Annotated in this window: 24 protein-coding genes and 2 tRNA genes; 12 read left to right on the forward strand and 14 right to left on the reverse strand. The window is 69.5% G+C overall.

The features are described 5' to 3' along the window. Nucleotides 1-420: 420 nt before the first annotated feature. The gene (locus Scani_RS36025) at nucleotides 421-1,860 is read right to left on the reverse strand and encodes a DUF2252 domain-containing protein (RefSeq protein ID WP_159481874.1); all 1,440 of its coding nucleotides are present in this window, start codon (nucleotides 1,858-1,860) and stop codon (nucleotides 421-423) included. A gap of 381 nt (nucleotides 1,861-2,241) precedes the next feature. Next, nucleotides 2,242-3,618 carry a YhgE/Pip domain-containing protein gene (locus Scani_RS36030; RefSeq protein ID WP_159481875.1) on the reverse strand — a complete coding sequence of 459 codons (1,377 nt, stop codon included), beginning with the start codon at nucleotides 3,616-3,618 and terminating at the stop codon, nucleotides 2,242-2,244. Nucleotides 3,619-3,735: 117 nt separating this feature from the next. Here Scani_RS36030 and Scani_RS36035 point away from each other — a divergent pair, with 117 nt between their 5' ends. Then, the gene (locus tag Scani_RS36035) at nucleotides 3,736-4,170 is read left to right on the forward strand and encodes a MarR family winged helix-turn-helix transcriptional regulator (protein WP_159482573.1); all 435 of its coding nucleotides are present in this window, start codon (nucleotides 3,736-3,738) and stop codon (nucleotides 4,168-4,170) included. A gap of 139 nt (nucleotides 4,171-4,309) precedes the next feature. Here Scani_RS36035 and Scani_RS36040 read toward each other — a convergent pair whose 3' ends face one another. Beyond that, nucleotides 4,310-4,672, reverse strand: coding sequence for a winged helix-turn-helix transcriptional regulator (locus Scani_RS36040; RefSeq protein ID WP_159481876.1), 363 nt, complete (start codon nucleotides 4,670-4,672; stop codon nucleotides 4,310-4,312). Between the two features lie 126 nt (nucleotides 4,673-4,798). Between Scani_RS36040 and Scani_RS36045 the strand changes: the two genes are divergently transcribed. Continuing rightward, nucleotides 4,799-5,449 carry an FMN-dependent NADH-azoreductase gene (locus Scani_RS36045; protein WP_159481877.1) on the forward strand — a complete coding sequence of 217 codons (651 nt, stop codon included), beginning with the start codon at nucleotides 4,799-4,801 and terminating at the stop codon, nucleotides 5,447-5,449. Nucleotides 5,450-6,023: 574 nt separating this feature from the next. Here the strand turns inward: Scani_RS36045 and Scani_RS36050 are convergent. Continuing rightward, nucleotides 6,024-6,107: transfer RNA gene (locus tag Scani_RS36050), tRNA-Leu, on the reverse strand. Nucleotides 6,108-6,643: 536 nt separating this feature from the next. Between Scani_RS36050 and Scani_RS36055 the strand changes: the two genes are divergently transcribed. The 6 genes from Scani_RS36055 (at nucleotide 6,644) to pknB (ending at nucleotide 14,744) form a co-directional block, all read left to right on the forward strand. Continuing rightward, nucleotides 6,644-7,480 carry an FHA domain-containing protein gene (locus Scani_RS36055; protein WP_159481878.1) on the forward strand — a complete coding sequence of 279 codons (837 nt, stop codon included), beginning with the start codon at nucleotides 6,644-6,646 and terminating at the stop codon, nucleotides 7,478-7,480. A 10-nt stretch (nucleotides 7,481-7,490) separates the two neighbouring features. Then, the gene (locus Scani_RS36060) at nucleotides 7,491-8,018 is read left to right on the forward strand and encodes an FHA domain-containing protein FhaB/FipA (RefSeq protein ID WP_159481879.1); all 528 of its coding nucleotides are present in this window, start codon (nucleotides 7,491-7,493) and stop codon (nucleotides 8,016-8,018) included. Nucleotides 8,019-8,150: 132 nt separating this feature from the next. Continuing rightward, complete coding sequence (locus Scani_RS36065; RefSeq protein WP_159481880.1) at nucleotides 8,151-9,722, forward strand: PP2C family protein-serine/threonine phosphatase; 1,572 nt, start codon at nucleotides 8,151-8,153, stop codon at nucleotides 9,720-9,722. A gap of 23 nt (nucleotides 9,723-9,745) precedes the next feature. Then, the gene (locus Scani_RS36070; RefSeq protein WP_159481881.1) at nucleotides 9,746-11,128 is read left to right on the forward strand and encodes an FtsW/RodA/SpoVE family cell cycle protein; all 1,383 of its coding nucleotides are present in this window, start codon (nucleotides 9,746-9,748) and stop codon (nucleotides 11,126-11,128) included. Further along, complete coding sequence (locus Scani_RS36075; protein WP_159481882.1) at nucleotides 11,125-12,594, forward strand: peptidoglycan D,D-transpeptidase FtsI family protein; 1,470 nt, start codon at nucleotides 11,125-11,127, stop codon at nucleotides 12,592-12,594. Before Scani_RS36070 ends, Scani_RS36075 begins: the two co-directional genes overlap by 4 nt. Before the next feature lie 146 nt (nucleotides 12,595-12,740). Beyond that, a complete protein-coding gene (gene pknB / locus Scani_RS36080; RefSeq protein WP_159481883.1) occupies nucleotides 12,741-14,744 on the forward strand; it encodes a Stk1 family PASTA domain-containing Ser/Thr kinase in 2,004 nt (667 codons plus the stop codon). 174 nt (nucleotides 14,745-14,918) lie between these two features. Here pknB and Scani_RS36085 read toward each other — a convergent pair whose 3' ends face one another. From Scani_RS36085 to Scani_RS36105, 6 genes are all read right to left on the reverse strand, one after another. Further along, a complete protein-coding gene (locus tag Scani_RS36085; protein ID WP_159481884.1) occupies nucleotides 14,919-15,659 on the reverse strand; it encodes a class E sortase in 741 nt (246 codons plus the stop codon). A 25-nt stretch (nucleotides 15,660-15,684) separates the two neighbouring features. After that, the gene (locus Scani_RS42265; RefSeq protein WP_159481885.1) at nucleotides 15,685-17,187 is read right to left on the reverse strand and encodes a class E sortase; all 1,503 of its coding nucleotides are present in this window, start codon (nucleotides 17,185-17,187) and stop codon (nucleotides 15,685-15,687) included. Further along, the gene (locus Scani_RS36095; RefSeq protein ID WP_159481886.1) at nucleotides 17,184-17,840 is read right to left on the reverse strand and encodes an aminodeoxychorismate/anthranilate synthase component II; all 657 of its coding nucleotides are present in this window, start codon (nucleotides 17,838-17,840) and stop codon (nucleotides 17,184-17,186) included. Before Scani_RS36095 ends, Scani_RS42265 begins: the two co-directional genes overlap by 4 nt. Continuing rightward, nucleotides 17,837-18,013, reverse strand: coding sequence for a hypothetical protein (locus tag Scani_RS40150; protein WP_006604449.1), 177 nt, complete (start codon nucleotides 18,011-18,013; stop codon nucleotides 17,837-17,839). Before Scani_RS40150 ends, Scani_RS36095 begins: the two co-directional genes overlap by 4 nt. A gap of 75 nt (nucleotides 18,014-18,088) precedes the next feature. Beyond that, nucleotides 18,089-18,811 (reverse strand): class E sortase, encoded by a 723-nt coding sequence (locus Scani_RS36100; protein WP_159481887.1) that lies wholly within the window; start codon nucleotides 18,809-18,811, stop codon nucleotides 18,089-18,091. Between the two features lie 37 nt (nucleotides 18,812-18,848). Beyond that, nucleotides 18,849-19,619 (reverse strand): DUF881 domain-containing protein, encoded by a 771-nt coding sequence (locus tag Scani_RS36105; protein ID WP_159481888.1) that lies wholly within the window; start codon nucleotides 19,617-19,619, stop codon nucleotides 18,849-18,851. A 183-nt stretch (nucleotides 19,620-19,802) separates the two neighbouring features. On the opposite strand from Scani_RS36105, the gene crgA reads away from it, so the two are divergent. Then, nucleotides 19,803-20,057, forward strand: coding sequence for a cell division protein CrgA (gene crgA, locus Scani_RS36110; RefSeq protein ID WP_086718576.1), 255 nt, complete (start codon nucleotides 19,803-19,805; stop codon nucleotides 20,055-20,057). Nucleotides 20,058-20,293: 236 nt separating this feature from the next. Here crgA and Scani_RS36115 read toward each other — a convergent pair whose 3' ends face one another. Together Scani_RS36115 and Scani_RS36120 are read right to left on the reverse strand one after the other, a co-directional pair. Beyond that, the gene (locus tag Scani_RS36115) at nucleotides 20,294-21,211 is read right to left on the reverse strand and encodes a rhomboid family intramembrane serine protease (RefSeq protein WP_159481889.1); all 918 of its coding nucleotides are present in this window, start codon (nucleotides 21,209-21,211) and stop codon (nucleotides 20,294-20,296) included. A gap of 149 nt (nucleotides 21,212-21,360) precedes the next feature. Further along, on the reverse strand, nucleotides 21,361-21,888 hold the full coding sequence (locus tag Scani_RS36120; protein ID WP_159481890.1) for a peptidylprolyl isomerase: 528 nt from the start codon (nucleotides 21,886-21,888) through the stop codon (nucleotides 21,361-21,363). Nucleotides 21,889-22,276: 388 nt separating this feature from the next. Here Scani_RS36120 and Scani_RS36125 point away from each other — a divergent pair, with 388 nt between their 5' ends. Next, nucleotides 22,277-22,996, forward strand: coding sequence for a DUF5324 family protein (locus Scani_RS36125; RefSeq protein ID WP_159481891.1), 720 nt, complete (start codon nucleotides 22,277-22,279; stop codon nucleotides 22,994-22,996). A 175-nt stretch (nucleotides 22,997-23,171) separates the two neighbouring features. Here the strand turns inward: Scani_RS36125 and Scani_RS36130 are convergent. Beyond that, nucleotides 23,172-23,244, reverse strand: a tRNA-Ala gene (locus Scani_RS36130). A 127-nt stretch (nucleotides 23,245-23,371) separates the two neighbouring features. On the opposite strand from Scani_RS36130, the gene Scani_RS36135 reads away from it, so the two are divergent. After that, nucleotides 23,372-23,920: a helix-turn-helix domain-containing protein gene (locus Scani_RS36135; RefSeq protein ID WP_086718572.1), complete on the forward strand. Its 549-nt coding sequence runs from the start codon at nucleotides 23,372-23,374 to the stop codon at nucleotides 23,918-23,920. 41 nt (nucleotides 23,921-23,961) lie between these two features. Next, nucleotides 23,962-25,479, forward strand: coding sequence for a serine/threonine-protein kinase (locus Scani_RS36140; RefSeq protein ID WP_159481892.1), 1,518 nt, complete (start codon nucleotides 23,962-23,964; stop codon nucleotides 25,477-25,479). Between the two features lie 84 nt (nucleotides 25,480-25,563). On the opposite strand, the gene Scani_RS36145 is transcribed toward Scani_RS36140, so the two are convergent. After that, nucleotides 25,564-26,955 (reverse strand): hypothetical protein, encoded by a 1,392-nt coding sequence (locus Scani_RS36145; RefSeq protein ID WP_246296344.1) that lies wholly within the window; start codon nucleotides 26,953-26,955, stop codon nucleotides 25,564-25,566. Between the last annotated feature and the right edge of the window lie 18 nt (nucleotides 26,956-26,973).

Raw genomic sequence — 26,973 nt, forward strand, 5'->3', positions numbered from 1 at the left:
TCCCCATCAGGCCGACGGCCCACAATCAGGCAGGTCGGCGGATCAGTCGACCAACCGGCGCAGACCTCCTGCACCGCCCAGCGCCACTCCGCGCTCGCGGCAACGCGTCAACCGTCCGTACGCCACGCCTTCAAGCAGCACCACAGCGCTCAGCAGGTGCGCGGGCCCGGCCGCCCCCTTCCGCAAGCCACTCACACCCCCGCAAGCCGCTCCTGGCACCGTTCCCAGCAGACTGCTCCTGGCAGACCCCTCCCGGCCTACCGCCGCGCCCAGCCGCCGATCGCGTCAGAGCTCCCGCCAACCGCTCCGGGCCCCGGCCCCGGCCGCTCCCACGCCCGCCCGCTCCGGCCTCCCGAGCCCGGCCAGGCGCCGAGAGCGCGTCCTTTCTCTTCTCCCTCCCGCGCCTCTTCCCGTCCGCCCTCACACCCCCGTCTCCGCCGGTATCCGCCCGTTCTTCACTGCCGTGGCCAATTCCGCGTGGTCTGCTTCCGTGCGGTCCGCGTAAGACACCGCGAACTTCGCGATCGCCTCGTCCAGTTCCTCGTTCTTGCCGCAGTAGCCGGCCAAGAGGCGCGGGTCGGCGCTGTGGGCATGGGCTCGGGCCAGGAGAGCGCCGGTCATGCGGGCGTAGTCATCCATCTGATCGCCGGACAACTGCGCCGGGTCCACGCTGCCCTTGCGGTTTCGGAACTGGCGGACCTGGAACGCTATTCCTCCCTGCCGGCCGCTATCCGAGGTCGCGCCGCCGTCCGACGCCGCAACGTCGTGCACCGTCGTCCAGCCCAGCAAGATGTCGCTGACCACCTGCATCCGGCGCTGCCCGAGCACCACCCGGCGTCCCTCGTGCGCCACCGGCGGCACGGGGAAGCCGACCTTCGCCACGAACGGCACCAGCACGGAGGCACGCGCCTCCTTCACCTGCAGGACGAGCGGCTCGCCCCGGTGATCCAAGAGCAGCACCACATACGACCGCAGCCCCACGCTGCCCGTGCCGACCACACGGAAGGCCACGTCGTGCACCGCGTGCCGAGCCATCAGCGGCAGCCGGTCTTCGGGGAGCGTCTCCAGGTAGCCGGCGAGGGACGCAACCACTGCGGCCGCTTCCGCATCCGGCACCCGTCGCAACACCGGCTGGGCGTCCACGAACCGGCGGCTACCGTCCGGCGCCTCCTCCGTCGCCTTCGCCGCGAACCGGGCGCTGGTGTTCTTGCGCGCCTTGTCCGCAACCCGCTCCAGCGTCCCCACGAGATCCTTGGCATCGGCATGCGAGACCAGCGCCTCGTCGGCGATCGCGTTCCACGCCTCGGTCACGGGCAGCTTCGCCAGCAGCCGCATCGTGCGGCGGTACGCGCCCGCCGCGTCCTGTGCCGCCTTACGGCAGGCGTCCTCGCCCGCGCCCGCCTCCCGGCCCGCCAGCACCATCGACGTCGCGAGCCGCTTCACGTCCCACTCCCACGGCCCGTACAAGGTCTCGTCGAAGTCGTTGAGATCGATGACGAGCTGGCCACGGGCGTCGCCGTAGAGTCCGAAATTGGCGGCGTGGGCGTCTCCGCAGATCTGCGCGCCGATGCCGGTCACGGGACTGCCCGTCAGGTCGTACGCCATCAGGCCCGCAGAGCCGCGGAGGAAGGCAAAGGGGCTTGCGGCCATCCGGCCGACCCGTATCGGTGTCAGGTCGGGCAGCCGGCCGGCATTGGACTGCTCAACCGCCGCGACCGCATCCGGCCGCCCGGCCGCGATCGTCAGCGCGGCCTGCTCCGCACGCGGAACATGCTCCCGCAGCGCCCGCCCGGCGGCCTTGGGCGACGATCCCTGCGCATCCGCCTTCGCGAACCCCGGTACGTACGGCACACGCGGCATAGCGGGCCACCTCCCCCTTCACAACCTGCGTTCTTGTGTCCTTGTCCGCTGCGTCATCAACCCGCCGAGTGCACCCGGCCCGCCGACGAGCAATGACGTTACCGAGATCCCGTCACCACCCGCAGAGCCTGTGGATAACTCTCCGGATCTCCACATCGCGGAACCTCGGCACGACGGAGTCTCGGGACAGCCGGAGGGCAGGACAGCCAGGCCCAGGGAGCCCGGGATCTCGGGATCTCGGACGCGGAGACTCGGCCCGCGGACTCCCCAGCCCCCCAGCGCTCACGGCTCAGAGCCCCCAGCCCCAGCCCAGCCCCCAACCAGGCCCCCAGAGACCAGCCCCCACAGCGCCCCTGACGCCCCAACACCCCAAACCCCCCGCTAAACCCCCACAGCCTCCTCCATCTCCACCTCCGCATCCACCTCCACCTCCGCAGCAACCGCCGCATCCACATCTGCAGCCCCGTCACCCACTTCAGCCCCAACTCCCCCTGCCACCTGTACCGTCCCGGCCGCCCGCTCCAACCAGCTCCCCCGCTCAGGCGCAGGCGACGGCACCGGCTCCGGCACCGTCGCCGCCACCGCTGCCGCCGCGACCGCCGCGGCATTGGCCGCCGCCTCCGCCGCCGCGGTACGCCGCCGCCTCTCGGCCAGCGCCGCCACGCCGACCATCACCAGGCCGGCGACCAGCCACCACACCAGGGTCCAGACGTGCCCCGACAGGCCGTAATCGTCGAAGTAGACGTGGCTGCGAGTGCCCTCCACGAAGCCCGCGCCGTTCCAGAAGGAGTGCAGCGCCGCGAAGAACCCGTTCTGCATCTCCGGGCGGAAGATCCCGCCGGAGGACGTGAAGTTGAGCATCACGAAGAGGGCCATCACGCCGAGCGTGGTCCAGCGCTTGAGGAAGGTGTGCAGGCCGGTGCCGATCAGCAGGATGCCTGCGGAGTAGAGCCAGGCCATGCCCCACAGGCCCCTGAGCCCGTGGTCGACGAGGTGGAAGACCGGACCGGCGAACGCCGTCCCGATGAGGCCGACGACGAAGGACGTGCCGATCGCCAGCACCGCCCGCAGCCGGATCGGCAGTACCGCTCCGGCACCGCCGATCACCGCGACCGAGGCGTACGAGCCGATGCTGATCGCGACCAGCAGGAAGAAGATGCCCTGACCGGTGGGGTCGTCCTCGGCCTTCGGCGCCACGTCCGTGACCTTCAGCGGAGCGCCCTGGTGCGCCGCGATCGGGGTGAAGACCTTCTGTACGACGGAAGCGCTGGTGTCGGATCCGGCGGTCGCCACCAACAGCTCGGGCGCCTGCTTCGCCGAGCCGCCCGCCGCTCCGTAGCCGCCGGCCCCTCCCGTCGCGCTCTTCATCCCCCCGCTTGTCGCACCCTTCGCCGCCCCCTTCGAGGCACCCTGCGCATGGATCACATACGCACCGAAGATGTCCTGGTGCTTGAGCCGTTCGACCGCCGCCGACCGGTCAGCGACCGTCCGCACCTCCAGGTCGCCGCCCGCCTTGTCGTTGATCGACTGGGCGAGCAGCTGTGCGCTCCGGCCCGATCCGACGACCGCGACGGGCAGGTGATGCGGTGCGGGGTTCGCGAAGGCGCCCAGGTATGCCAGCCCCATCCCGATGCACATCAGCAGCGGGGTGATCAGGTGCGTCAGCACATGACGCAGCCCGGCGGAGTGGGCGGAGCGCGCGGAACGGTGGCTGCCGTGTTGCTCGCTTCGGTGGTCGGGACGTCGGACCGTACTCATGGGCAGGCCTTCTCAGCTCGTCGGCTCAGCTGTCGCCACTACTGACCGAGCAGTAGTTGGCTATTACAACTCTCAATGCACGTTGTACTATACAACTACCTCTTCGAAAGGCAATCCGTGACCCACCGCGACGACTCCGTCGAGACCATCCAGCAGGAGATGACCGCGTTCGCCCGCCGGGCCCGCGCGACCGCCGCCCGGATGCACCCCGAGCTGTCACTGGTCTCCTACACCCTGCTGGCGCACCTCGACGACCAGCACGGATGCCGCGCCACGGACCTCGCCGCGCACTACTTCCTGGACAAGTCCACGGTCAGCCGGCAGATCGCCGCACTGGAGAAGCTCGGATTCGTCGAGCGCCGCGTCGACCCGGAGGACCACCGCGTCCAGGTGCTGCACCCCACCGAGAAGGGCGCCGAGGTGCTCGCCAACGTCACCGCCAGCCGCCGCAAGGCGTTCCGGGAGCGGCTGGCCGACTGGGACGAGGACGACCTCGACCGCTTCGCCACCTACCTGCTGCGCTACAACGCCGCCCAGGAGCGACTGGGATAGGGCAACCACGGACGCAGCCCCTCCTGGAGCCACCCCGGGACCTCGCCCCGCCCTCCGAAACCGCTTACCCCCGGGACCGCCTCCCGGAAGCACTCACTCCCGGAACCCCCCGCCCAACAACCGCGTACCCCCGAACCGCCTACTTCCGGAACCGCTCCGGACACTGCCCGCCATCGGCGAGATAAGTCTCCGCCCAGCGTCCCAGTTCCTTGAGCGCGGGCTCCATCGCAAGGCCGGCCTCCGTCAGCCGGTAGGAGACGCGCAGCGGCGGCCCCGCATCCACCTCGCGCACGAGCAGGCCGGTCGCCGCCAGCTCCATGAGGCGGTCGGAGAGCATGCGCTCGCTGATGCCGGGGATCGCCCTCCGCAGATCGGCGAAGTGCACCGGGGCCGGCATCAGGGTGGCGACGATCAGCCCCGTCCAGCGCTTTCCGAACAGCTCGAAGACGCGCGTCATGCCGCCGTCGACCTGCCTGCACATCGCCTCGCCCTGGTCCGCCATACAGCCAGAGTACCGCCCTCTCGTTGGCTACTGCAGAAAAGTAAGCTGCTGTGCTATTAATAGGGACGTACGGAATTCAACCAGCGGTCGCGCACCGCCCGGCCGCATAGCGAAGGACCGATTCCCATGGCCACGCTCCTGCTCATCGACTCCTCCCTCTTCCCCGAGGGCGGCTCCGCCTCCCGCTCGGTCACCGCGGCCTTCCGCAAGGCCTGGGAGGAGCAGCACCCCGACGGCACCGTGATCCACCGCGACCTGGCCGCCGACCCACTGCCGCACCTCGACGGCATCGGCGCCTCCGCCGGCTTCTCCGACCCGGCCGGCCACACCCCCGAGCAGCAGGCGGCCTTCGCGCTGCGCGTGAAGCTGGCCGAGGAGCTGGAGCAGGCCGACGCGATCGTGATCGGCGCCCCGATGTACAACTTCACGATTCCCTCCACGCTCAAGGCGTGGCTCGACCAGGTGATGATCATGGGCCGCACGGCGGGCGACCAGCCGTCCGCCAAGGGCACGCCGGTCACCGTCGTCGCCAGCCGCGGCGGTTCGTACGCGCCGGGCACGCCCCGTGAGCCCTTCGAGTACGTCCAGAACTATCTGGAGGCGGCACTCGGCGGCGGGCTCGGCCTCGACGTCGACTTCATCGTCCCCGAGCTGACCATGGCCCCCAGCAACCCGGCGATGGCCGAGCTCATCCCGCTGTACGAGACCTCCCGCGAGAAGGCCCACGAGGACGCCGCGGCCAAGGCCAAGGCCCTCGTCGCCCGCTTCGCCGCCTGAGGCCCCCAGAGACCGCCCCGGAGACCGCCCGAGACCTCTGCCGGGGGCGGAGCCACCTGACGCTGCCTCATACGGCCTCACACGGCCTTACGCGCCCTCAGACGGCTCCATACGGCCCCGCACCGCCCCACCCCGGCGGGCGCCACCCCACCACGGCGCCCGCCCAGCGGCCTGCCCTCCACCCAACTCCCCGACGGGCACGGCCGATTGCCTCGCGCACCCCGTACGGCCACCCCGAAGCCAAGGAAGAGGAACAGCGCTCGCAGCACCCCAGGGCGCAGCAAAGGCCTCAAACCGCAGAGGGTGACCCACACGTGACAAAAGGCAACAGAAGTCCCTCCCCAGGCCCCCACCGCTCACACATGTGACGTACTCCTCAAGCCCCCAAGGCCTCAGGACCCCAACCCCAAGGCCCCGCCCCGGCAGACCGGCCAACGGACCAGACCTCCACATCGCCCCGCCCCCACGACACCCACCCCGCCGCCGCCCGCCCCGTGACACACACAACAACGTGACAAACACAACGAAAGACCCCCGGTCTCCGGATTTCTCCGGAGACCGGGGGTCTCATCTGTGCGCGAGGGGGGAGTTGAACCCCCACGCCCTTTCGGGCACTGGAACCTGAATCCAGCGCGTCTGCCTATTCCGCCACCCGCGCATGGGTGCTGCCGGTTGATTTTCTCACATGATCCGGGGTGTTCCGCCCGGGTCTTGTGCGACCGCCTTCCGACATCCAGAACACTAGCACGGTGACGGGGGTGCCTTCACACGCCTTTTCCCCGGTCCCCGACCTGCGGCAACCCGATGCCGCACCCCGCCGTGCCTCGGACATTCGCCGAGCACTGCCCAAAGGGTTCACACTCGCGGTAGCCGCAACAGGAGCGGGGCCGTCCGGCCCGCCTCCGCGCCGGCCGGACCGGGCCGGCTCATGTGTCCTGTCCGACTCCGGCCCCCGCCCGGCGGGAGTGCCCGGCGGTTGCGGGACACTGTTCGCGGGGCACATCTACGATCGCAGTGCACGAGCAGTGGGCAAGGAGCAAGCAAGCACCGGGCAACCCTGTGAGGGGCGACACTCGTCCTCAAGGCGGGAAAGGGGAACCAGCCGATTTCCCGACGCGTGGATACGATCAGTAAGCAGTATCAGGACGACTCGATCAGGACGACCCCGACGAAGACTGAGGAAGGAGGTGCCCCGTGGGAGTACTGAAGCGTTTCGAGCAGCGTCTCGAAGGTCTCGTCAACGGCACCTTCGCCAAGGTGTTCAAGTCCGAGGTGCAGCCCGTTGAGATCGCCGGCGCGCTGCAGCGCGAGTGCGACAACAACGCCACCATCTGGAACCGCGACCGCACGGTCGTCCCCAACGACTTCATCGTCGAGCTGAGCACCCCGGACTACGAGCGGCTGAGCCCCTACAGCGGGCAGCTCGGCGACGAGCTCTCCAGCATGGTCCGCGACTACGCCAAGCAGCAGCGCTACACCTTCATGGGATCGATCAAGGTCCATCTGGAGAAGGCCGACGATCTCGACACCGGCCTGTACCGCGTCCGCAGCCGCACGCTCGCCTCCAGCTCGTCCCAGGAGCCCGCGGGCCCGGCGGCCGCCCAGCGCTCCGCCGCGGCGCCGCCCGGTGGCAGCCGCCCCGGCGGCGGCCATGTGAGCCCGCCCCCCATGCCTTCGTCCCCGCCTCCCGGCGGCGCGCAGCCCGTACCTCGTACGGCACCGCCCGGTGCAGGACCGCAGCCCCACGCGCAGACCCGGCGCTGGATCGAGATCAACGGCACCCGCCACCAGATCTCGCGCCCGACGCTCGTGCTGGGCCGCAGCACCGACGCTGACGTACGGATCGACGACCCGGGTGTCTCCCGGCGTCACTGTGAGATCCGGGTCGGAACGCCCCCCACGATCCAGGATCTGGGCTCCACGAACGGCATCGTGGTAGACGGGCAGCACACCACTCACGCTAATCTCCGCGACGGCTCGCGGATTGTCGTGGGCAGTACCACCATCGTTTACCGGCAAGCCGAAGGGTGAAGCGGGGGCAATGTCAGAGCTGACCCTCACGGTCATGCGGTTGGGTTTCCTCGCCGTACTGTGGCTGTTCGTCATCGTGGCCGTTCAGGTCATCCGCAGCGATTTGTTCGGCACGCGCGTCACACAGCGCGGTGCCGCCCGGCGCGGCGGGCAAGAAGCGCGTCCGCAGCGGCAGGCTGCGCCGGCGCAGCAACAACAGCGCCGCCAGGAAGGCGGTCGCGGCAACAACCGTCAGCGGCGCGGAGCCCCCACCAAGCTGGTGGTCTCCGAGGGCTCGCTGACGGGTACCACCGTCGCCCTCCAAGGCCAGACCATCTCCCTGGGCCGTGCGCACGACTCCACGATCGTGCTGGACGACGACTACGCGTCCAGCAGGCATGCCAGGATCTACCCGGACCGTGACGGCCAGTGGATCGTCGAGGATCTCGGTTCCACCAACGGCACGTACCTGGACCGGACCCGACTGACGACCCCGACACCGATTCCGCTGGGAGCCCCGATCCGCATCGGCAAGACCGTCATCGAGCTGCGGAAGTAGTACGACAATGAGCGAGCGGAGCGAGCGAGCCGCGGCGGTCCACTCGGCGGACCCGGGCGTGCTCCCGACCGGAGGGTGGGCAGTGTGGCTCGACGAGACCGGCTGTACCCCGAGCCGACGGGTGAGGTGCACATGAGCTTGTCACTGCGCTTCGCCGCCGGATCGCACAAGGGCATGATCCGCGAGGGCAACGAGGACTCCGGCTACGCCGGGCCCCGGCTGCTCGCCATCGCCGACGGCATGGGCGGCCAGGCCGCCGGTGAGGTCGCCTCCTCCGAGGTGATCTCCACGCTCGTCCAGCTCGATGACGACGTCCCCGGCTCCGACCTCCTCACCTCCCTGGGCACGGCCGTCACGCGCGCCAATGACCAGCTGCGGGTGATGGTCGAGGAGGACCCCCAGCTGGAGGGCATGGGCACGACCCTGACCGCCCTGCTGTGGACCGGACAGCGGCTCGGCCTCGTCCACGTCGGTGACTCGCGGGCGTATCTGCTGCGCGACGGCGTGCTGACCCAGATCACCCAGGACCACACCTGGGTGCAGCGGCTGGTCGACGAGGGCCGGATCACCGAAGAGGAAGCCACCACCCATCCGCAGCGGTCGCTGCTGATGCGGGCGCTGGGCAGCGGCGATCACGTCGAGCCCGATCTGTCGATCCGCGAGGTGCGGGCCGGCGACCGGTATCTGATCTGCTCGGACGGGCTGTCCGGGGTCGTCAGCCACCAGACGCTGGAAGAGACCCTCGCCAGCTACCACGGGCCGCACGAGACCGTGCAGGAGCTGATCCAGCTCGCCCTGCGCGGCGGCGGACCCGACAACATCACCTGCATCGTCGCCGACGTCCTGGACGTGGACGGCAACGAGACGATGGCCGGCCAGCTCAACGACACCCCGGTCATCGTCGGCGCCGTCGCCGAGAACCAGCACCAGCTCAGCGACCCGAGCACGCTGCAGACCCCTGCCGCGCGGGCCGCCGAGCTCGGCCGGCCGGGCGCACCGGCCGCACCCGGGGGTGCCTTCGGGCCGCCCGGCAGCGGTGAGCACGAGGTCGGCGGTCCGCCGCAGGGCTCGTTCGGCGCGTTCATGGACGAGGACTTCGTCAAGCCGCGCCGGCGCGGGCGGTGGATCAAGCGGTCGCTGTTGATCGCGCTGGCGCTGGCCGTCGTGGGCGGCGGCTGCTACGCGGGCTACAACTGGACGCAGACCCAGTACTTCGTCGGCGCCAAGGACGATCACGTCGCGCTCTACCGGGGCATCAGCCAGGACCTCGCGTGGATAAAGCTCAATGACGTGGACGAGGACCACCCCGAGATCGAACTCAAGTACCTGCCGCTGTACCAGCGCAACCAGGTCAAGGAGACGATCGCGGTCGACAGCCGTACCCAGGCGGGCGAAAAAGTCACCGAACTGAACAAGCAGGCCAATGCCTGCCGTACTAAGGAGCAGCGGGAGGCAGCCGAACGCGAGGCGGCACGTCACCCGGGCAAGGGTCAGGCGGGCACGCCGTCCAAGCCCGGTACCCCGTCCAAGTCCGGTACGCCGAGCACCCGGCCCGGTTCCACCGGCAAGGCGGGCAACGACAGCGGCACCGGTGCGGCCGGCGCGCTGGCGGCGACCGTGACTCCGAAACCCACACCCACCACCAGCCAGGCCCCCTCCGAGGACCAGCAGAAGCTGGAAAAGAATTGCAGCACCCAGCAGTGAGGGCGTAGGGGGCCGGAGATCTCATGAGCAGCACCACCAACACCACCACCATTGGCACCATCGGAGCCCCGAGCCGCCGCAACACCGAGCTGGCGATGCTCGTCTTCGCGGTGCTGATTCCGGTGTTCGCGTACGTCAACGTCGGTCTGGCGAAGGACGGTTCGGTGCCCGCCGGCGTGCTGGGCTACAGCCTCGGCCTGGGCCTGCTGGCCGGCGTCGCCCATCTCGTCGTCCGCAAGTGGGCGCCGTACGCCGATCCGCTGATGCTGCCCATCGCCACCCTGCTCAACGGGCTGGGACTGATCTTCATCTGGCGGCTGGACCAGGAGCCCTCGCTCGGCAAGGCGATGGCGCCCAACCAGCTGATGTGGTCGACCCTCGGTGTCGCCTTCTTCCTGGCCATCCTGATCTTCCTCAAGGACCACCGCGTCCTGCAGCGCTACACCTACATCTCGATGGTGGTCGCGCTGATCCTGCTGGTCGCGCCGGTGTTCTTCCCCGGTGTGAACGGCGCGAAGATCTGGATCACGATTCCGGGTCTCGGCTCGCTGCAGCCCGGTGAGTTCGCGAAGATCATCATCGCGATCTTCTTCGCCGGCTATCTGATGGTGAAGCGGGACGCGCTGGCGCTGGCCAGCCGCCGTTTCATGGGGCTCTATCTCCCGCGCGGCCGTGACCTCGGCCCCATCCTCGTCATCTGGGCGCTCAGCCTGATGATCCTGGTCTTCGAGACCGACCTGGGTACCTCGCTGCTGTTCTTCGGCCTGTTCGTCGTGATGCTGTACGTCGCGACCGAGCGCACCAGCTGGATCGTGTTCGGCCTGCTGCTCAGCGCCGGCGGCGCGGTCGCGGTGGCGACGTTCGAGTCGCACGTCCAGACGCGTGTCCACAACTGGCTCAACCCGCTGGAGCTGCTCGACGGCGGTGTCACCGAAACCGCCCAGGCGATGTACTCCTTCGGCTCCGGCGGCATCCTCGGCTCCGGTCTGGGACAGGGCTACTCGCGCCTCATCCTGGGCATCGCCCCCAAGAGCGACTACATCCTCGCCACCGTCGGCGAGGAGGTCGGTCTCGCCGGGCTGATGGCCATCCTGCTGCTGTACGGCCTGCTGATCGAGCGCGGCATCCGGACGGCGCTGGCTGCCCGCGACCCGTTCGGCAAGCTGCTGTCGATCGGCCTGTCCGGCGCCTTCGCGCTGCAGGTCTTCGTCGTCGCCGGTGGTGTGACGGGCCTGATCCCGCTGACGGGTATGACGATGCCGTTCCTCGCCCAGGGTGGCTCGTCCGTGATCGCCAACTGGGCACTGGTCGCGATCCTGCTCCGGATCAGCGACACCGCGCGCCGCCCGGCGCCGGCTCCCGCCCCGTCCACCGACGCCGAGATGACCCAGGTGGTCCGCCCGTGAACAAGCCCCTGCGCCGGGTCGCGATCTTCTGCGGCCTGCTCGTCCTCGCTCTGCTCGTCCGCGTCAACTGGGTGCAGTTCGTCCAGGGTGATGCGCTCAAGAACGACCCGCACAACCGCCGGGTCGCCATCGAGCGCTACAGCACACCGCGCGGCAACATCATCGTCGACGGCAAGGCCATCACCGGCTCCACGACCACCGACAGCGGCGACTTCAAGTACAAGCGCACGTACAAGAACGGCAAGATGTGGGCGCCGGTCACCGGCTACGCCTCGCAGGCCTTCGACGCCAACCAGCTCGAGAAGCTCAACGACGGCATACTCACCGGCACCGACGACAGGCTCTTCTTCAGCCGCACGGTCGACATGTTCACCGGCGGCAAGCAGAAGGGCGGCAACGTGGTGACCACCCTCGACGCCAAGGCCCAGAAGGCCGCCTACGACGGCCTCGGCAAGCAGAAGGGCGCGGTCGCCGCGATCAACCCGGAGACCGGCGCGATCCTGGCCCTGGCCAGCACCCCGTCGTACGACCCGTCCACCTTCGCGGGGATGAGCAACAAGGACGCCGAGGCGTACAACGGGCTGCAGAAGAAGAGCGACCCGGACGAGCCGATGCTCAACCGGGCGCTGCGCCAGACCTACCCGCCCGGCTCCACCTTCAAGGTCGTCACGGCCTCAGCGGCGCTGCAGAACGGGCTCTACCACGACGTCGACGCCAACACCCGGTCGCCGCTGCCCTACACGCTCCCCGACACCTCGGGCCTCCCGCTGAAGAACGAGGGCAACATCCCCTGCAAGGACGCCAGCCTGCGCCAGGCGCTGCGCTACTCCTGCAACACGGTCTTCGGCAAGATCAGCGCGGACCTCGGCAACAAGAAGATGAAGGCCGAGGCGGAGAAGTTCGGCTTCAACGACCCGGGGATCAACACTCCGGTCCGCGCCTCGGAGAGCATCTACCCCACGGACAACCGGCCGCAGAACGCCATGGCGGGCATCGGCCAGGCCTCCAACCGCGCCACGCCGCTGCAGATGGCCATGGTCGCCTCGGCGGTCGCCAACGGCGGCAAGCTGATGAAGCCGTACATGGTCGACCAGCTGGTCGCGCCGAACCTCAATGTCGTCCAGCAGCACACGCCGCAGGAGATGAGCCGGCCGCTGAGCCCGGAGAACGCCCAGAAGGTCCAGAGCATCATGGAGACCGTGGTCAAGGAGGGCACCGGAACCAGCGCCCAGATCCCGGGCATCACCGTCGGCGGTAAGACCGGTACCGCGCAGCACGGCGAGAACAACAAGGACAATCCGTACGCCTGGTTCATTTCCTACGCGAAGACCGACAAGGGCACCCCCGTTGCGGTCGCTGTCGTCATTGAGGGATCCGACACCCTTCGCGACGACATCGCCGGCGGAAGGCTTGCCGCTCCGATCGCGAAGAGCGTCATGCAGGCGGTAATCGAAGGCGAAAAGTGACTCGGGTCATGCCCATACCGGTCACGTATCAGGTTGCGGCTCCGGCCCGGTCCGCTACGGCGTGCCGGGTACGGTATGCCCGGACAGCACACCGCCGGACCACACACCGGTGCGGTCGGGACTGACGGAGAGGGCTGGAGAAGCTTATGGAAGAGCCGCGTCGCCTCGGCGGCCGGTACGAGCTGGGCTCGGTGCTCGGCCGCGGTGGCATGGCCGAGGTGTACCTCGCGCATGACACCCGCCTGGGCCGCACCGTAGCTGTGAAGACGCTGCGGGTGGACCTCGCCCGTGACCCGTCCTTCCAGGCCCGGTTCCGCCGTGAGGCCCAGTCGGCCGCCTCGCTGAACCATCCGTCGATCGTCGCGGTCTACGACACCGGCGAGGACTACGTCGACGGTGTCTCGATCCCGTACATCGTCATGGAGTACGTCGACGGCTCCACACTGCGTGAGCTTCTGCACTCCGGAAGAAAGCTGCTGCCCGAGCGGTCGCTGGAGATGACCACCGGTGTCCTCCAGGCGCTGGAGTACTCCCACCGGGCGGGCATCGTCCACCGCGACATCAAGCCGGCCAACGTCATGCTGACGCGCACCGGCCAGGTCAAGGTCATGGACTTCGGCATCGCCCGCGCGATGGGTGACGCCGGTATGACCATGACGCAGACCGCCGCGGTCATCGGCACCGCGCAGTACCTCTCACCCGAGCAGGCCAAGGGCGAGCAGGTCGACGCCCGCTCCGACCTGTACTCCACCGGCTGTCTGCTCTACGAGCTCCTCACCGTCCGGCCGCCGTTCGTCGGTGACTCACCGGTCGCGGTGGCCTATCAGCATGTCCGCGAAGAGCCGCAGAAGCCGAGCAACTTCGACCCCGAGATCACGCCGGAGATGGACGCCATCGTCCTGAAGGCGCTGGTCAAGGACCCGGACTACCGCTACCAGTCGGCCGACGAGATGCGGGCCGACATCGAGGCGGCGCTGGACGGCCAGCCCGTCGCAGCGACCTCCGCCATGGGTGCGGCCGGCTACGACCAGGACCAGCCGACCACCATGCTGCGGCCGCAGGACCCGGCCGGCCAGACCTCGATGCTCCCGCCGATGAACCCGGACGACGGGGGCTACGGCTACGACGACCGCGGCGACCGGCGCCGTGGCGGTGGCCAGAAGAAGAGCAACACCTCGACGATCCTGCTGGTGCTGGCGGCCGTCCTCGTCCTGATCGGTGCGATCTTCATCGGCAAGGCGATGTTCACCAAGAGCAACGCCGGCGGCACGACACCGGTGCCCAACCTCGTCGGCAAGACCCTCAAGGAAGCGAAGGAGTCCGGCAAGAACGGCAGCTTCCAGGTCTCCGAGGGAGGCCGCAAGGCCTGCGACAACGTCAAGAAGGGCCAGGTCACCGAGCAGAAGCCGAAGGCGGGCGGTGAGATCGACAAGAACGAGACCGTCACCGTCACGCTGTGCACGGGGCAGAAGAAGTTCTCCATGCCCAATGTGAAGAGCCTGCCCGAGTCCCAGGCCCGTTCGGAACTCTCCAACAAGGGCTTCACCAATGTCGGGACCAAGTCCGAGGTCTCGGACCGCGATCCCGGAACCGTCCTTGACCAGGACCCGAAGCCGGGCTCTCAGCAGCCCAAGGACACCAAGGTCACGCTGACCATCGCTCAGGCGTCCCCCAAGCGGAACGTCCCGGTCGTCACGGGTCAGGACTTCGAGGCGGCCAAGAAGCAGCTCACCGACCTGGGCTTCAAGGTCGAAAAGGTCGAACAGGACGTCACCGACCCGAACCAGGTCGGCAAGGTTCAGAGCCAGAGCCCCGACGGCAACACCCCGGCCAAGGAGGGCTCCACCGTGACCCTCACGGTCGGCAAGGCAGGGGCGCAGACACCGGTTCCGGGTGTGGTCGGCCAGACCCTGAAGGACGCCAAGAAAGCGCTCCAGCAGGCCGGTTTCACCAACATCCAGCTCGCCGGCGGCAGCCAGCAGGACGACAACTCCCGGGTCATCACCCAGGACCCGCAGCCGCAGACACCGTCCGACCCCAAGTCCACCACCGTGACGCTGACCACCATCGGTGGCGGTGGCGGGAACGGCAACGGGGGCAATGACGGCGGTGGCGGCATCTTCGGCGGAGCGTTCGGAGGCACGCACTAGCGGTCCGTACGACGAGGCAGCACAGAGCCCCGGCACCCTTGAAGGGTGCCGGGGCTTCGTCGTTGCCCCGTGTCTCGGGCGCCAGGGCGGGGAGCCATCAGGTTCGGGCGGGGCCGCTGGGGCGTCGGCTGGTCGGAGCCGGGCCTGCCATGCCTGCCGTGCTGTGCAGCCTGGCTAGCGGAGTTCCTTCGGGGGTGTGCGGTCCGCATCGACCTTCTCGGTGCGTTCCAGCTCGCCCCAGACGATGAAGCGGTAGGTCGAGGTGTAGACCGGGGTGCAGGTCGTGAGGGTGATGAACCGGCCCGCCTTGCGCTTGCCGGATTCCTTCGGCACGGCGTCGAGGACGTCCACATTGAACTTCGAGGTCTCGGGCAGCGTCGCGAACACCTTGTAGACGTACCAGGTGTCCTTCGTCTCGAAGACGATCGAGTCGCCGTCCTTGAGCTTGTCGATGTTGTGGAACTTCGCGCCATGGCCGTCGCGGTGCGCGGCGAGGGTGAAGTTGCCCTTCTTGTCCTCCGGCAGCCCCGACTTGACCGGCTTGGTGTAGTAACCGGCCACGCCCTCGTTGAGGATGTCGGCGTCGGTGCCCTTCTTGACCAGCACCTCACCGTTGTCCATCGCCGGTACGTGCAGAAAGCCGATGCCGTCCTTGGTGTCCAGCTTCCCCGGCCCCTTGGGCCCGGTGCTCGCCCAGTGCTTGCGCACCTGGTCGCCCTGCTGGTGTGCCGCGCGGTCGGCGAGGACGTTGGTCCACCACAACGAGTAGGCAACGAACAGGCCCAGGATCAGCCCTGCCGTGATCAGCAGCTCACCGATGACGCTGACGACGGCGGCGATGGTCCTGCGCACACGGCGCGGCTTGGGCGGCGGCGCGGACCGGTCGCATTCCTCGTCGGTTCCGGTTGCAGTCACCGCGTAGCACCCCTCTTATGTTCGCTCAGCCGGCGAGCGCATCCGGTTTGCCCTTGCTCCGCGGCCGCTCGTCGACCATCTTGCCCCAGACGATCATCCGAAAGGTACTGGTGAACTCCGGGGTACAGGTCGTCAGGGTGATGTAGCGGCCGGGCCCGGTGAATCCCGAACCGGGCGGCACGGGGCCGATCACGCTGGTGTTGCTGGGAGACGTCTGCGGGAGGATGCTCTCCATCTCGTATGTGTAATACGAGCTCTGCGTCTCGACGATGATCTTGTCGCCCTTGGTGAGCTTGTTGACGTAGCGGAACGGCTCGCCGTGCGTGTTGCGGTGCGCCGCCACCGCGAAGTTGCCCTTCTTGTCCCAGGGCATCGCCGTCTTGATCCCGCTGTTCTTGTCGTAGTGACCGATCATGCCGTGGTCCAGCACACGGTGCTTGTCGATGCCCTCGGCTATCGGCGCCTTCACATCCAGCTTGGGGATGTACATGATCCCGAAGCGCTCACCGTCCGCGAGGTTCTTCTTCTCGCCGCCGCCCTTGTCCCACTCGTGCTGCAGGTTGTTGGCGGCGCCGCCGGCCTCCTGTTCGGCCATCACATTCGTCCACCACAGCTGATAGGTGACGAACAGCAGCATCAGCACGCCGAGAGTGATGAACACTTCGCCCAGCGCGCGGCTGGCGATCAGGCTGGGGCTGTCCTTGGCGGCTCGGGCGGCCTGCCGGGCCTCCAGCCGGGACATGGGGGCGGGGGCCGCTTCAGAAGCTGTCGCAGCGGCTGCTGTGGCGGCGCCCGCACCGCCGTGGCGGCCGCGCCTGCCGCCCCGCTTGGATGCCTCCTGAGCGGCCTTGCGCCGGGCTGCGCGGCCCCCCGAGGACGACGACTCGGTTTCACGTGAAACCGAGTCACCGGTTTCACGTGAAACGGCCTCGTCGTCGGGCTTCTCCGCCTGACGCAGCGCCATGGTCTCGTTGTCGTCCAGCCACGGAGTGGCGGCAGCGGCCGGAGCGGCACTCACGGCCGGGGCAGGACGCACAGCCGGTGCAGGACTCACTGCCGACGGGGGGCTCACGCTCGGCCCTGGGGCAGGCGATACCGACGCCTCCGGTGTGGCATACGGCGGGGATATCGCCTCGGACGCCGCGGAGCGGGAGTCGTGGCCGGGGCCGTACCCCTGAGCGGGGCGGCCCGCCTCAGCGCCGTACGACTGCCGCTCCGGCCGAGACGTCGCTTCCGGCTCCAGATGCGGGCGGAACCACGGCGAACCCTGCCTCCCGCCCTCCTGAGCCGCCTTGCCCCGCCGCCGCCCGCGGCCCGGCTGTCCGTACGGAGCGGGCGCGGGGGCCGGCGGCGCCTGGCCCGGCAGCGGATCGTTCAGCGGGTCGTCGAGCTGCTCCACCGCCGCCTCGAACGCATCCGGGTACCCGTACGGATCCTTCGCTCCATGCGGCTCCTGCGGCCCGTGCGACTGCTGCGAGTCGTCCGGCTCGTAGGGTCTCCCATCACGCCCGGGGCGCAGGTCGGTCACGCGCCGGCCTTGCCGACCACCGGGGCCAGCCCCGTAGAGCGTTCCAAAGCCCCCTTGTCGCCGCATTCGACGAGCCAGTTGGCCAGCATCCGGTGCCCCCACTCCGTCAGGACCGATTCGGGGTGGAACTGCACGCCCTCGACCGGAAGTTCACGGTGCCGAAGGCCCATCACGATCCGTCCGCCCGGAACCTCCTCGGCCTCCGTCCAGGAGGTGACGATCAGTTCGTCGGGGACGGTGTCCGGCTCCACGGCCAGGGAGTGGTAGCGGGTGGCGGTGAACGGGGAGGGCAGGCCGGCGAAGACACCGGCGCCCTCGTGGAGGACGGGCGAGGTCTTGCCGTGCAGCAGCTCGGGCGCCCGGTCCACGACGCCGCCGTACGCCACCGCCATCGACTGCATGCCCAGACACACGCCGAAGACCGGGACGCCGGTGTCCGCACAGTGCCGCACCATGTCGACGCAGACACCGGCCTGCTCGGGGGTGCCGGGGCCGGGCGACAGCAGCACTCCGTCGAAGCCGTCCTGTGCGTGCCGCGGCGCGACCTCGTCGTTGCGCAGCACCTCACATTCGGCACCCAGTTGGTAGAGGTACTGCACGAGGTTGAAGACGAAGCTGTCGTAGTTGTCGACGACGAGAATCCGTGCGGTCATCGGACGGCTGCCATCCCTTGGTCGACAGTGACGTCATTGAAGGGGAGCAACGGCTCCGCCCACGGAAAGACGTACTGGAAGAGTACGAAGACGACCGCCAGCGCGAGCACCAGGGAAATCAGCGCCTTCACCCACGTGTTGCCCGGCAGATGCCGCCAGATCCAGCCGTACATGCTGTCGCTGTCCCCTTGCCGATGACGATGACGATTGCGACACCAGAGTAAGGGGCGAGGGCAGGCACAGGTGGGTCAGCCGGTCAAAGCCGATGGCCTTCCCTGTGCCACGGGTTGGGTGGAATCCAGGTGTGCCCAGGCGATCAGCCGGTGGCTGTGGCCCCATTCCGGCTCGCAGGTCGTCAGCGTGAGATAGCGGCCGGGGCCGTTGAACCCGGATTTCCGCGGTACGGGGTCGATCACCCCGATGTCGCCGGGCAGCGTCGTATAGGGCCGGTTGTCGATGCGGTAGGTGAACCAGGTCGCGCCGTCGGTCAGCACCACGGCGTCGCCGGGGCGCAGCCGGGGGAAGTCCTTGAAGGGGTCGCCGTAGGTGCGGCGGTGGCCGGCGACGGAGAAGTTGCCGGTCTCCCCCAGGTGCGCGGTGCGGTCGTAATGGCCGAGGCCGCGCTTGAGGACGTCGGTCGCGGTGCCCTCGATCACGGGCTTGGCCCAGTCGGCGCCCAGCCGCGGGATGTACATGACGGCGAACGACGCGCCCGGGATGTAGGGGCGGGGCCGGGTGTCTGGGGCGGGCAGGCGGCCGGGGGCCTGCTTCTCGTCCGGGGACGGCTTGCCGCCAGGCCCGGTGGCCGCTCCCGTGGACCACTGGTGCTGGAGCCTGCCGATCTCGCCGTCCATGGCACTGTCCGCCCGTACGCCGGTCCAGAAGAGGAGGTAGGCCACGAACAGCACGATCAGCGCGCCGACGGTGAGGCAGATTTCGCTGAGCGTCCGCACGATCCACCGCACCGTCATCCGGCCCCGCCCCTCCCGCCGCCCCGCGGCGCGCGGGCTACGGCTTCACAGGCTGTGCGTAGTGCAGATCCACTGTGCCGGAGTAGCCGGGAAGAGTCACCGCCTCGTGCTGGTCGACTTTCCATCCCAGGCCGTAGGCGTTCACGTACTGGAGGTAGTTCTGGATGGCGGGGGAGGCGGTCAGCGCGTTGGTGAGGGCCTCCCGGTCGCCGACGGCGGTGACCTTGTACGGCGGGGAGTAGACCCGGCCCTGGAGGATCAGGGTGTTGCCGACGCAGCGCACCGCGCTGGTGGAGATCAGCCGCTGGTCCATGACCTTGATGCCCTTGGCGCCGCCGTGCCACAGGGCGTTCACCACGGCCTGCAGGTCCTGCTGGTGGATGACCAGGTCGTTGGGCTGCGGCTGGGGCACGCCGGGGATCTTGGCGGTGGCGTTCGGCGGGGCGTCGGTCAGCGTGACCGTCACGCCCTGGCCCTTCAGCGGCTTGGTCCCGGCGTTCTTCTCCAGCGCCTTGACCTTGGCTTCCTCGGCCTTGGAGCTGCCGTTGTCGCGCCGCGCGAGGGCGTCGACCTCCTGCCGCAGGGTGGCGTTGCTCTCGTCCTGGGAGCCGTTCTTGTGGCTGCGTTCCTGGATGAGGTCGGACAGCCGCAGCATCGAGTCGTCCGAGCGCAGATTCGTGCCCCGTGCGGTGTCGAAGCTCAGCCAGAACAGCAGCCCGGCGAGCGCGAATACGATGAGGGTGAGAAACCGCACGGGCCGCAGGCGGGGACGATGGGGGCTTTCGGGGGAGTCAGCGGAATTGCTCAACGTACCCTTACTCCTTACGGCGCCGCGGAAGCACTACGCTAACGGACGCCCGGGAATAAGGAATCCGCTCCCCACCGCGTCCGTGCCCCGGCGCACACCACGTACTTCCCCCGCGGATGGGGGCACTGCCCGCTCGGGCCGAGCCGAGAGCGGGGGAGCAGCGCATCGACAGGAGAGTTCCTCGTGCCGAAGTCACGGATCCGCAAGAAGGACGACTTCACGCCGCCGCCGGCGAAGACCACCAACCTGAAGATGAACTCAGGTCGCGGTTGGGTGGCGCCGCTGATGCTGGCGATGTTCCTCATCGGACTGGTGTGGATCGTGATGTTCTACGTGTCCGAAGGTGATCTGCCGATCGCGGCCATGGGCAACTGGAACATCGTGTGCGGCTTCGGCTTCATCGCGGTGGGCTTCGGCGTATCCACCCAGTGGAAGTAGCACAAGCCCTGCCCAAGGCCATCCACACGGTTATCCACAGCCGGGGAAAACTTCAGAAGATCTGTGGATAACCTTCCGGAGGTTGACGCCGGTGTGATCGGCGGCACCCTCTCCCGGCCTGCGCCTCCCCGCATCCTTACTGGGGAAACGCAGGTCAGGGCGGCTCGGATCGGGCGTTCCGCACAGCATGCACAAGATCGGCCACGTACTGTGGACAACTTGACGGAACAGGCCCCTCAGCCCAGGAGCTGAAGGGTCCGTACCCACACCACCGCGACGATCGCGAGCAGCGCGACCACACAGGTCGCGACGTGCACCAGGGTCCGGCGGTCACGCGGCGCATGGACCATCCCGAACGCCACCGCGGCGCCCACCACCAGGCCGCCGACATGGGCCTGCCAGGCGATGTTCGGCCACAGGAACGTGAAGGCCAGGTTGAGGCCGAGCAGGATCAGCACCGGCTTCATGTCGTAGTTCATCCGCCGCAGCAGTACCGCGGTCGCACCGAGCAGCCCGAAGATCGCGCCGGACGCACCCAGCGAGGGCTGGTTCTGCGCGGCGAGGAGATACGACAGGGCGCTGCCGCCCAGACCGGCGAGCATGTAGAGCGCGATGAACCGCAGTCGGCCGAGCGCCGCCTCCAGCGGAGGTCCCAGCCACCACAGCGAGAGCATGTTGAACGCGAAGTGTGCGATCTGCTGGTGCAGGAACATCGCGGTCAGCAGGCGGTACCACTCACCCTCCGCGACCCCCACCAGCCGGAACTGACTCGGATCGGCGGCGAGCCCCACCAGGTCGAGACGGCTGGGCAGCCAGCTCGACGTGCCGCCGGTCGCCAGCACGGCCAAGAACACGGCGGCGTTCAGGCCCAGCAGAATCATGGTGATCAGCCGCGGATCGGTCGCGATCCTGCCGCCCGCGATCGTGCGCGGCGCCGTCGCCTGCGGCGCATGGCCGGTACCGCTGCCGCCGCGCACACAGGACGGGCACTGGAAGCCCACCGAGGCACTGACCATGCACTCCGGGCATATCGGCTGGTCACAGCGGGTACAGCGGACGCCGGTCGGGCGATCGGGATGGCGGGAGCAGCCGGGCAGGCCGTCGCCGCCCTGCGCGTCCTGCGGCTTGTGCGGGCTGCCTGGCACCTGGTCCATCGTCCCCTCGTCCTGTTCTCCGTCCGGGCGCGTCCACGCTCCGCCTCGCCCGGACGTCCCCGACCCCGGACGAGCCTCGCGCCCCGCCTGATGTACGACCGGGCGGGGCGCAATGGTTCCCCGGACCCGGCCGGGGCGCAAGACGCGGCTCAGCGGGTCTCGATGACGACCGACTGGATGACGACGTCCTGGACGGGACGGTCGGTGCGCGGGTTGGTCTGGGTGCCGGCGATGGCGTCGACGACCTTCTTGCTCGCCTCGTTGCTGACCTCACCGAAGATGGTGTGCTTGCCGGTCAGCCACGCCGTCGCGCCGACGGTGATGAAGAACTGCGAGCCGTTCGTGCCCGGACCGGCGTTGGCCATGGCCAGCAGGTACGGCTTGTTGAAGGCCAGGTCGGGGTGGAACTCGTCCCCGAACTCGTAACCGGGGCCACCGGTGCCGTTGCCCAGCGGGTCGCCGCCCTGGATCATGAAACCGCTGATCACCCGGTGGAAGACGGTGCCGTCGTACAGCCGGTCCGTGGACTTCTTGCCGGTCGCCGGGTGGGTCCACTCCCGCTCACCGTTGGCGAGCTCGACGAAGTTCTTGACCGTCTTGGGTGCATGGTTCGGCAGGAGCCGAATCTCGATGTCGCCCTGGTTCGTCTTCAGGGTGGCGTAGAGCTGCTCAGCCACGATCTACCTTCCATAAGTCTTCGCTGACGGTTCCCGATCCTCGCACGAACGGGCCCTCCCAGAGCCCGACCACGGCCCCGCACCGAGTTGCGCGCGGCGTTTCGCCCTCGCCCGGCCACGGCCGTTTCCCGAGCGCCCGGCCGCCTCGCGCGCGCCGTCCGGCCACCGCTCCTTGACGTCTTTCGTACTGATTTCCTGCGCCTGAACCGGAAAACCGTGGCATTGTCGTTCACAAGGCTCCGGAAGGTCCGCAATGACCCGGATGCCCGCTCGCACATGCCGTGGGAAGCATGAGCGGGCATGATCTTCAAACGGGTGGACAGGCGATACAGCAGACACGGGGGATCAGCCCCCAAGCCCCGGACACGCCACCGAGGAGGAGGATCCCGTGACCCGCAAGAAGAGCGTGCGCGCCGCGACCGATACGGCCAAGGACAGCGTGCGGCACGCCGCGGAAGTGGTGGCTCCTTATGCCGGTACGGCCAAGGACGCCGCCGTGCACTTTGCTCACGAGGCTCGGACGCGAGCGGCTCCCAAGGTGGCGGAGGCCGCCCACCAGGCACGTACGCAGTACGACACCCATCTGCACCCGCGTATCGAGCACGCCCGCGGCACGCTGCCGCCCAAGGTCGACGCGGCGGCGACCCGTGCAGCCTGCCGGACCCGCAAGGCAGCCCGCCAGGCGGCCGACTACACGGCGCCGCGGCTGGAGCACGCCGTGACCCATGCGCGCGCCGCGGCCGAACCGGTACGCGAGGAGGCCCTCGCCCGCGGCACCGCCGCGCTCGCCGCCCTCCGCGGCCAGGTGACGGCCGCGGAGATCGCCAAGCTCCAGAAGAAGCACAGCCGACGGGCCAAGTGCGGCAAGCTCGCCAAGCGCCTTACCGTGCTGGGCATCCTGGCCGGCGGTGCGGTCGCCGCCTGGAAGTGGTGGGACAAGCAGGCCAACCCGGACTGGCTGGTCGAGCCGCCGGCGCCCACCGAGGTCAGCGACCGCGGACGGCTGAGCTCGGTCGACGGCAGCGGCGGCGCCTCGCTCGACCCGGAGGTCCAGGCCAAGCAGGCCGAGTCCGAGGCCGACGAACGCGGCGGCGGCACCACGACCTGACCCGCGCACCGCAGGCACTTCACCGGGCCGTGTCCCCACCCCGTACGAGGGGCGGTGGGCACGGCCCGTTCGCATGCGGATCGGCGACACCACGAGGCGCACGCGCCAACGCTCCGTCAGGACACACGAAAGCCCCTCTGACCAGCGGCTACGCGGATCGGAAGGGCTTTGGGAGTGGAGCCTAGGGGAGTCGAACCCCTGACATCTGCCATGCAAAGACAGCGCTCTACCAACTGAGCTAAGGCCCCTTCGCGCACAAGGGTACCCGGTGTCCGGCCGCTTTCCCGACCGGGTATCGCCGCACACCGTCGCTCTCCGTAGGATGCTTCGCGAGATTCGCGGCAGCGAAGCGACCGGGGAGACAGGGGAGACGGTATGGACACGGCACAGCAGGAAGCCACCGCGCGGGCCCGGGAGCTTCAGCGCAGTTGGTACGGGGAACCTCTGGGTGCGCTGTTCCGCCGTCTCATCGACGATCTCGGCCTCAACCAGGCCCGGCTCGCCGCTGTGCTCGGTCTGTCGGCCCCGATGCTGTCGCAGCTGATGAGCGGCCAGCGCGCCAAGATAGGCAACCCGGCCGTGGTGCAGCGGGTGCAGGCGCTGCAGGACCTGGCCGGCCAGGTCGCCGACGGCAGCGTCAGCGCCGCCGAGGCCACCGACCGCATGGAAGAGATCAAGAAGACGGCGGGGGGTTCGGTGCTCAACAACACCGCGCAGCAGACATCGTCGACGGGTGCGACCACGGTCCGGCGCGTGGTGCGGGAGATCCAGTCGCTGCTGCGGTCGGTCTCCGACGCCGGGGACATCATCGATGCGGCGAACACCCTCGCCCCCGCTCACCCCGAACTGGCAGAGTTCCTCCGGGTCTACGGTGCCGGTCGCACCGCGGACGCGGTCGCCCACTACGAGGCGCACCAGAGTTAGCCACAGGGGACGTTGCGGGTTCACACAGCGGACGGGGCGCAATGGGTGAGGTCTTCGCCGGCCGGTACGAGCTGATCGACCCGATCGGGCGGGGCGGGGTGGGCGCGGTCTGGCGCGCCTGGGACGCCCGGCGCCGCCGCTACGTTGCCGCCAAGGTGCTGCAGCAGAGCGACGCGCACACCCTGCTGCGCTTCGTCCGCGAACAGGCACTGCGGATCGACCATCCGCATGTGCTGGCCCCGGCGAGCTGGGCCGCGGACGACGACAAGGTGCTGTTCACCATGGATCTGGTGAACGGCGGCTCGCTGGCGCATCTGATCGGGGATTACGGCCCGTTGCCGCCGCGGTTCGTGTGTCTGCTCCTGGACCAGCTGCTGGCCGGGCTGACCGCGGTGCATGCGGAGGGGGTGGTGCACCGCGACATCAAACCGGCGAACATCCTGCTGGAGGCCACCGGTACCGGCAGGCCGCATCTGCGGCTGTCGGACTTCGGTATCGCGATGCGCAAGGGTGAGCCGCGGCTGACCGAGGCCAACCTCGTGGTCGGCACGCCCGGATACTTCGCACCCGAGCAACTGCTGGGCGCCGAACCGGACTTCCCCGCGGACCTGTTCGCGGTCGGGCTGGTCGCGCTCTATCTGATCACCGGCACCAAGCCGGACGCCGACGCCTTGATCCAGCACTTCGCCGGGAACGGCATCCCGAACGCGCCCGAGGGGGTGCCGGAGCCGCTGTGGCAGGTGCTGGCGTCCTTGGTGCACCCCGACCCGGATGCGCGGTTCAAGACGGCCACAGGGGCGCGTAAGGCGATCATCTCGACGGTCGAGTTGCTGCCGGAGGTGACGATCGAGGAAGAGATCGTCGAAGTCTTCGACCACATAGGCCCGCTCCCGGCCGGCTTCGGGGCGGACGGGCCGCTGCGGACCCGGGAGGCCGACGGGCCCGTGACTACCGGTGCCGGCACCGGGGCCACCGGGCAGGTGTCCATGTCGGACACCGGAAGCTTCCAGCTCGCCCCGCCGGAGCCGAGCACCACGCCGACGCCCACCCCCCTGCCCATGCCGGGCGGTGCGCCCACCGGCCTGGGCGGTTCGCCCACGGGTCACACCGGTTCGCTCACGGGCCAGGGTGGTCCGCTCACGGGCCATGACGGGGTGCCCACCGGCCAGGGCACCACGTCCACGGGCCACGGCGGTCCATCCACCGGCCACGTCGGCCCGCCCACCGGCCACGCCAGTACGTCCACGGGCCATGGCGCCTGGGCCGGGCCCGGCGCGGCGCCCGGCACGCCCCCGGGTCCTCTCCCGCCTCCAGCGCCCGCGTACGTGCCCACGGCCGCCGTCCACCCGGAGCAGTCCGCGACCCGCCCCTACACGGCGGGCCGCCCCCCGGTCCCCGGGCAGCCCCTGCCCCCGGCCGGCACCAGCGTCGCCGCCCCGGCCGCGGTGCCTCCCGTCGCGTACCGGAAACCGGGACCACCCCCGAAGGTCGCGATCCCGGTCCTGATCGTGGCGTTGCTGTGCATTGCGGTCGGCGTCTGGGCGCTGGTCTCCGCCTGAGAGGCGCAGTGGGCCCGTGGGGCGGGCGCCGAGCAGCCCGGGGCCACGGTTTCACGTGAAACGCCCGGCACCGTCCGGTAGCCGCTACCAGCCCTGCGGCGGCCTGAACTGCGGCTGCTGCTGAGCCTGTTGGGTCGACTGGGTCGATGGCGAGTACTGTCCCGGCAGCGAGGGCTGACCGCCCGGACCACCGGGTGCGGCCGGACCACCCACCGCTACCGGTGCACCGGCCCGCGACCGTCGTGCCACGAGCGTCCACACCCCCAGCCCCGCCAGCAGCACCACCCCCGTGCCGATCCCGGCGTAGGCCACCGTCATCAAGGTGCCGCTCTTCGCCGCCTCCTGTGCCGTCTGGCCCTTCTGCGCCACCTTCCGGTCCTCGGGCGTGACGGAGAAGACGCCGGTCGGCTGGGCATAGCCGGGCCCGGCCTTGGCGGTGCCGCGCACATCCACCCGCAGGGTGAGCTCCGCGCCCTTGGGGAAGTACCGCGCGGCATCGGGGTGCAGGCTGACCTCGACGTAGTACCAGCCCGCGAACCGCATCGCGCTGACCGCGTCGGTCGGGTTGAAGCGGTTGCCGTACTCGACGGGCGCGGTGAACTGCTTCGCCGCGGCCGGCTTGCCGATGTACGAGACGAAGCGGACGCCGCCGACCGCCCCGCGCGCCGGGTTGTAGACCCCCAGTCCGAGCATCCGGGCGAGGAAGCCGGAGGTCCCGGAGGCCGCATTCGGCAGCTCCGCGCTCAGGTTGAGCCGCTGTCCCCAGTCCACCGGTACGCGGTAGAAGCGCGTCTCGCCCGGCGTGATCCGGTCCTTCCAGACACCGGAGTCGACCGAGCCCGCGTCGTTGAAGCCGGTGCCGCCCTTGGCGCTGCCCTTGGTGGGGCCCGTACGCGGTGCGGGCGTGGCGGTCCGCCAACTGCCCTGGCCCAGCGGGGCAGGGGTGTTGCCGCGGAGCGGGGGCTCGTCGAGGTAGTCCAGTTCGATCGGCCAGGTGTCGGAACCGGAGGTCGCCGGCCCTTCACGCGTGATCACCAGGTAGTACCGGCCCGCCTTCTGGCACTCCGTACGGTCGGCTCCGATGCGGCGGGTGGCGTAGTCCGCGAGCGGGTACGCCATGCCGCCGCCGCTGAACGACGGACGGGCCTCCGAGCCGCAGGTCGCGCCGTCGCTTTCCTGGACGGTGAGGGTCAGCTTGTCGCCGTAGTCCTCGACCTTGGTGCCCGGCTTGGGCGCCGCGACCGCCGAGAAGTACGCGCTGGTCCTGTCGTCCAGGGTGACGGCGTAGTACTTCTGCTCACCGCGCTTGATGGAGTCGGTGTGCAGGCCGGGCTTGAGCTGCGGTGCCTGCGTGGCGCTGGAAGTGCCCTTGGTCGCCGTGGCACCGTCCCCCGTCCGGTATCCGGGGATGGTCTCGGCCGAGGCCACGCCCACCGCCCCCGGCAGGATCGTCACCGCGGCGAGTGCCGTCAGCACGGCTATGCCCCTGTATGT

Origin of the sequence: Streptomyces caniferus (assembly GCF_009811555.1) — a bacterium.
Taxonomy (GTDB): Bacteria; Actinomycetota; Actinomycetes; order Streptomycetales; family Streptomycetaceae; genus Streptomyces; species Streptomyces caniferus.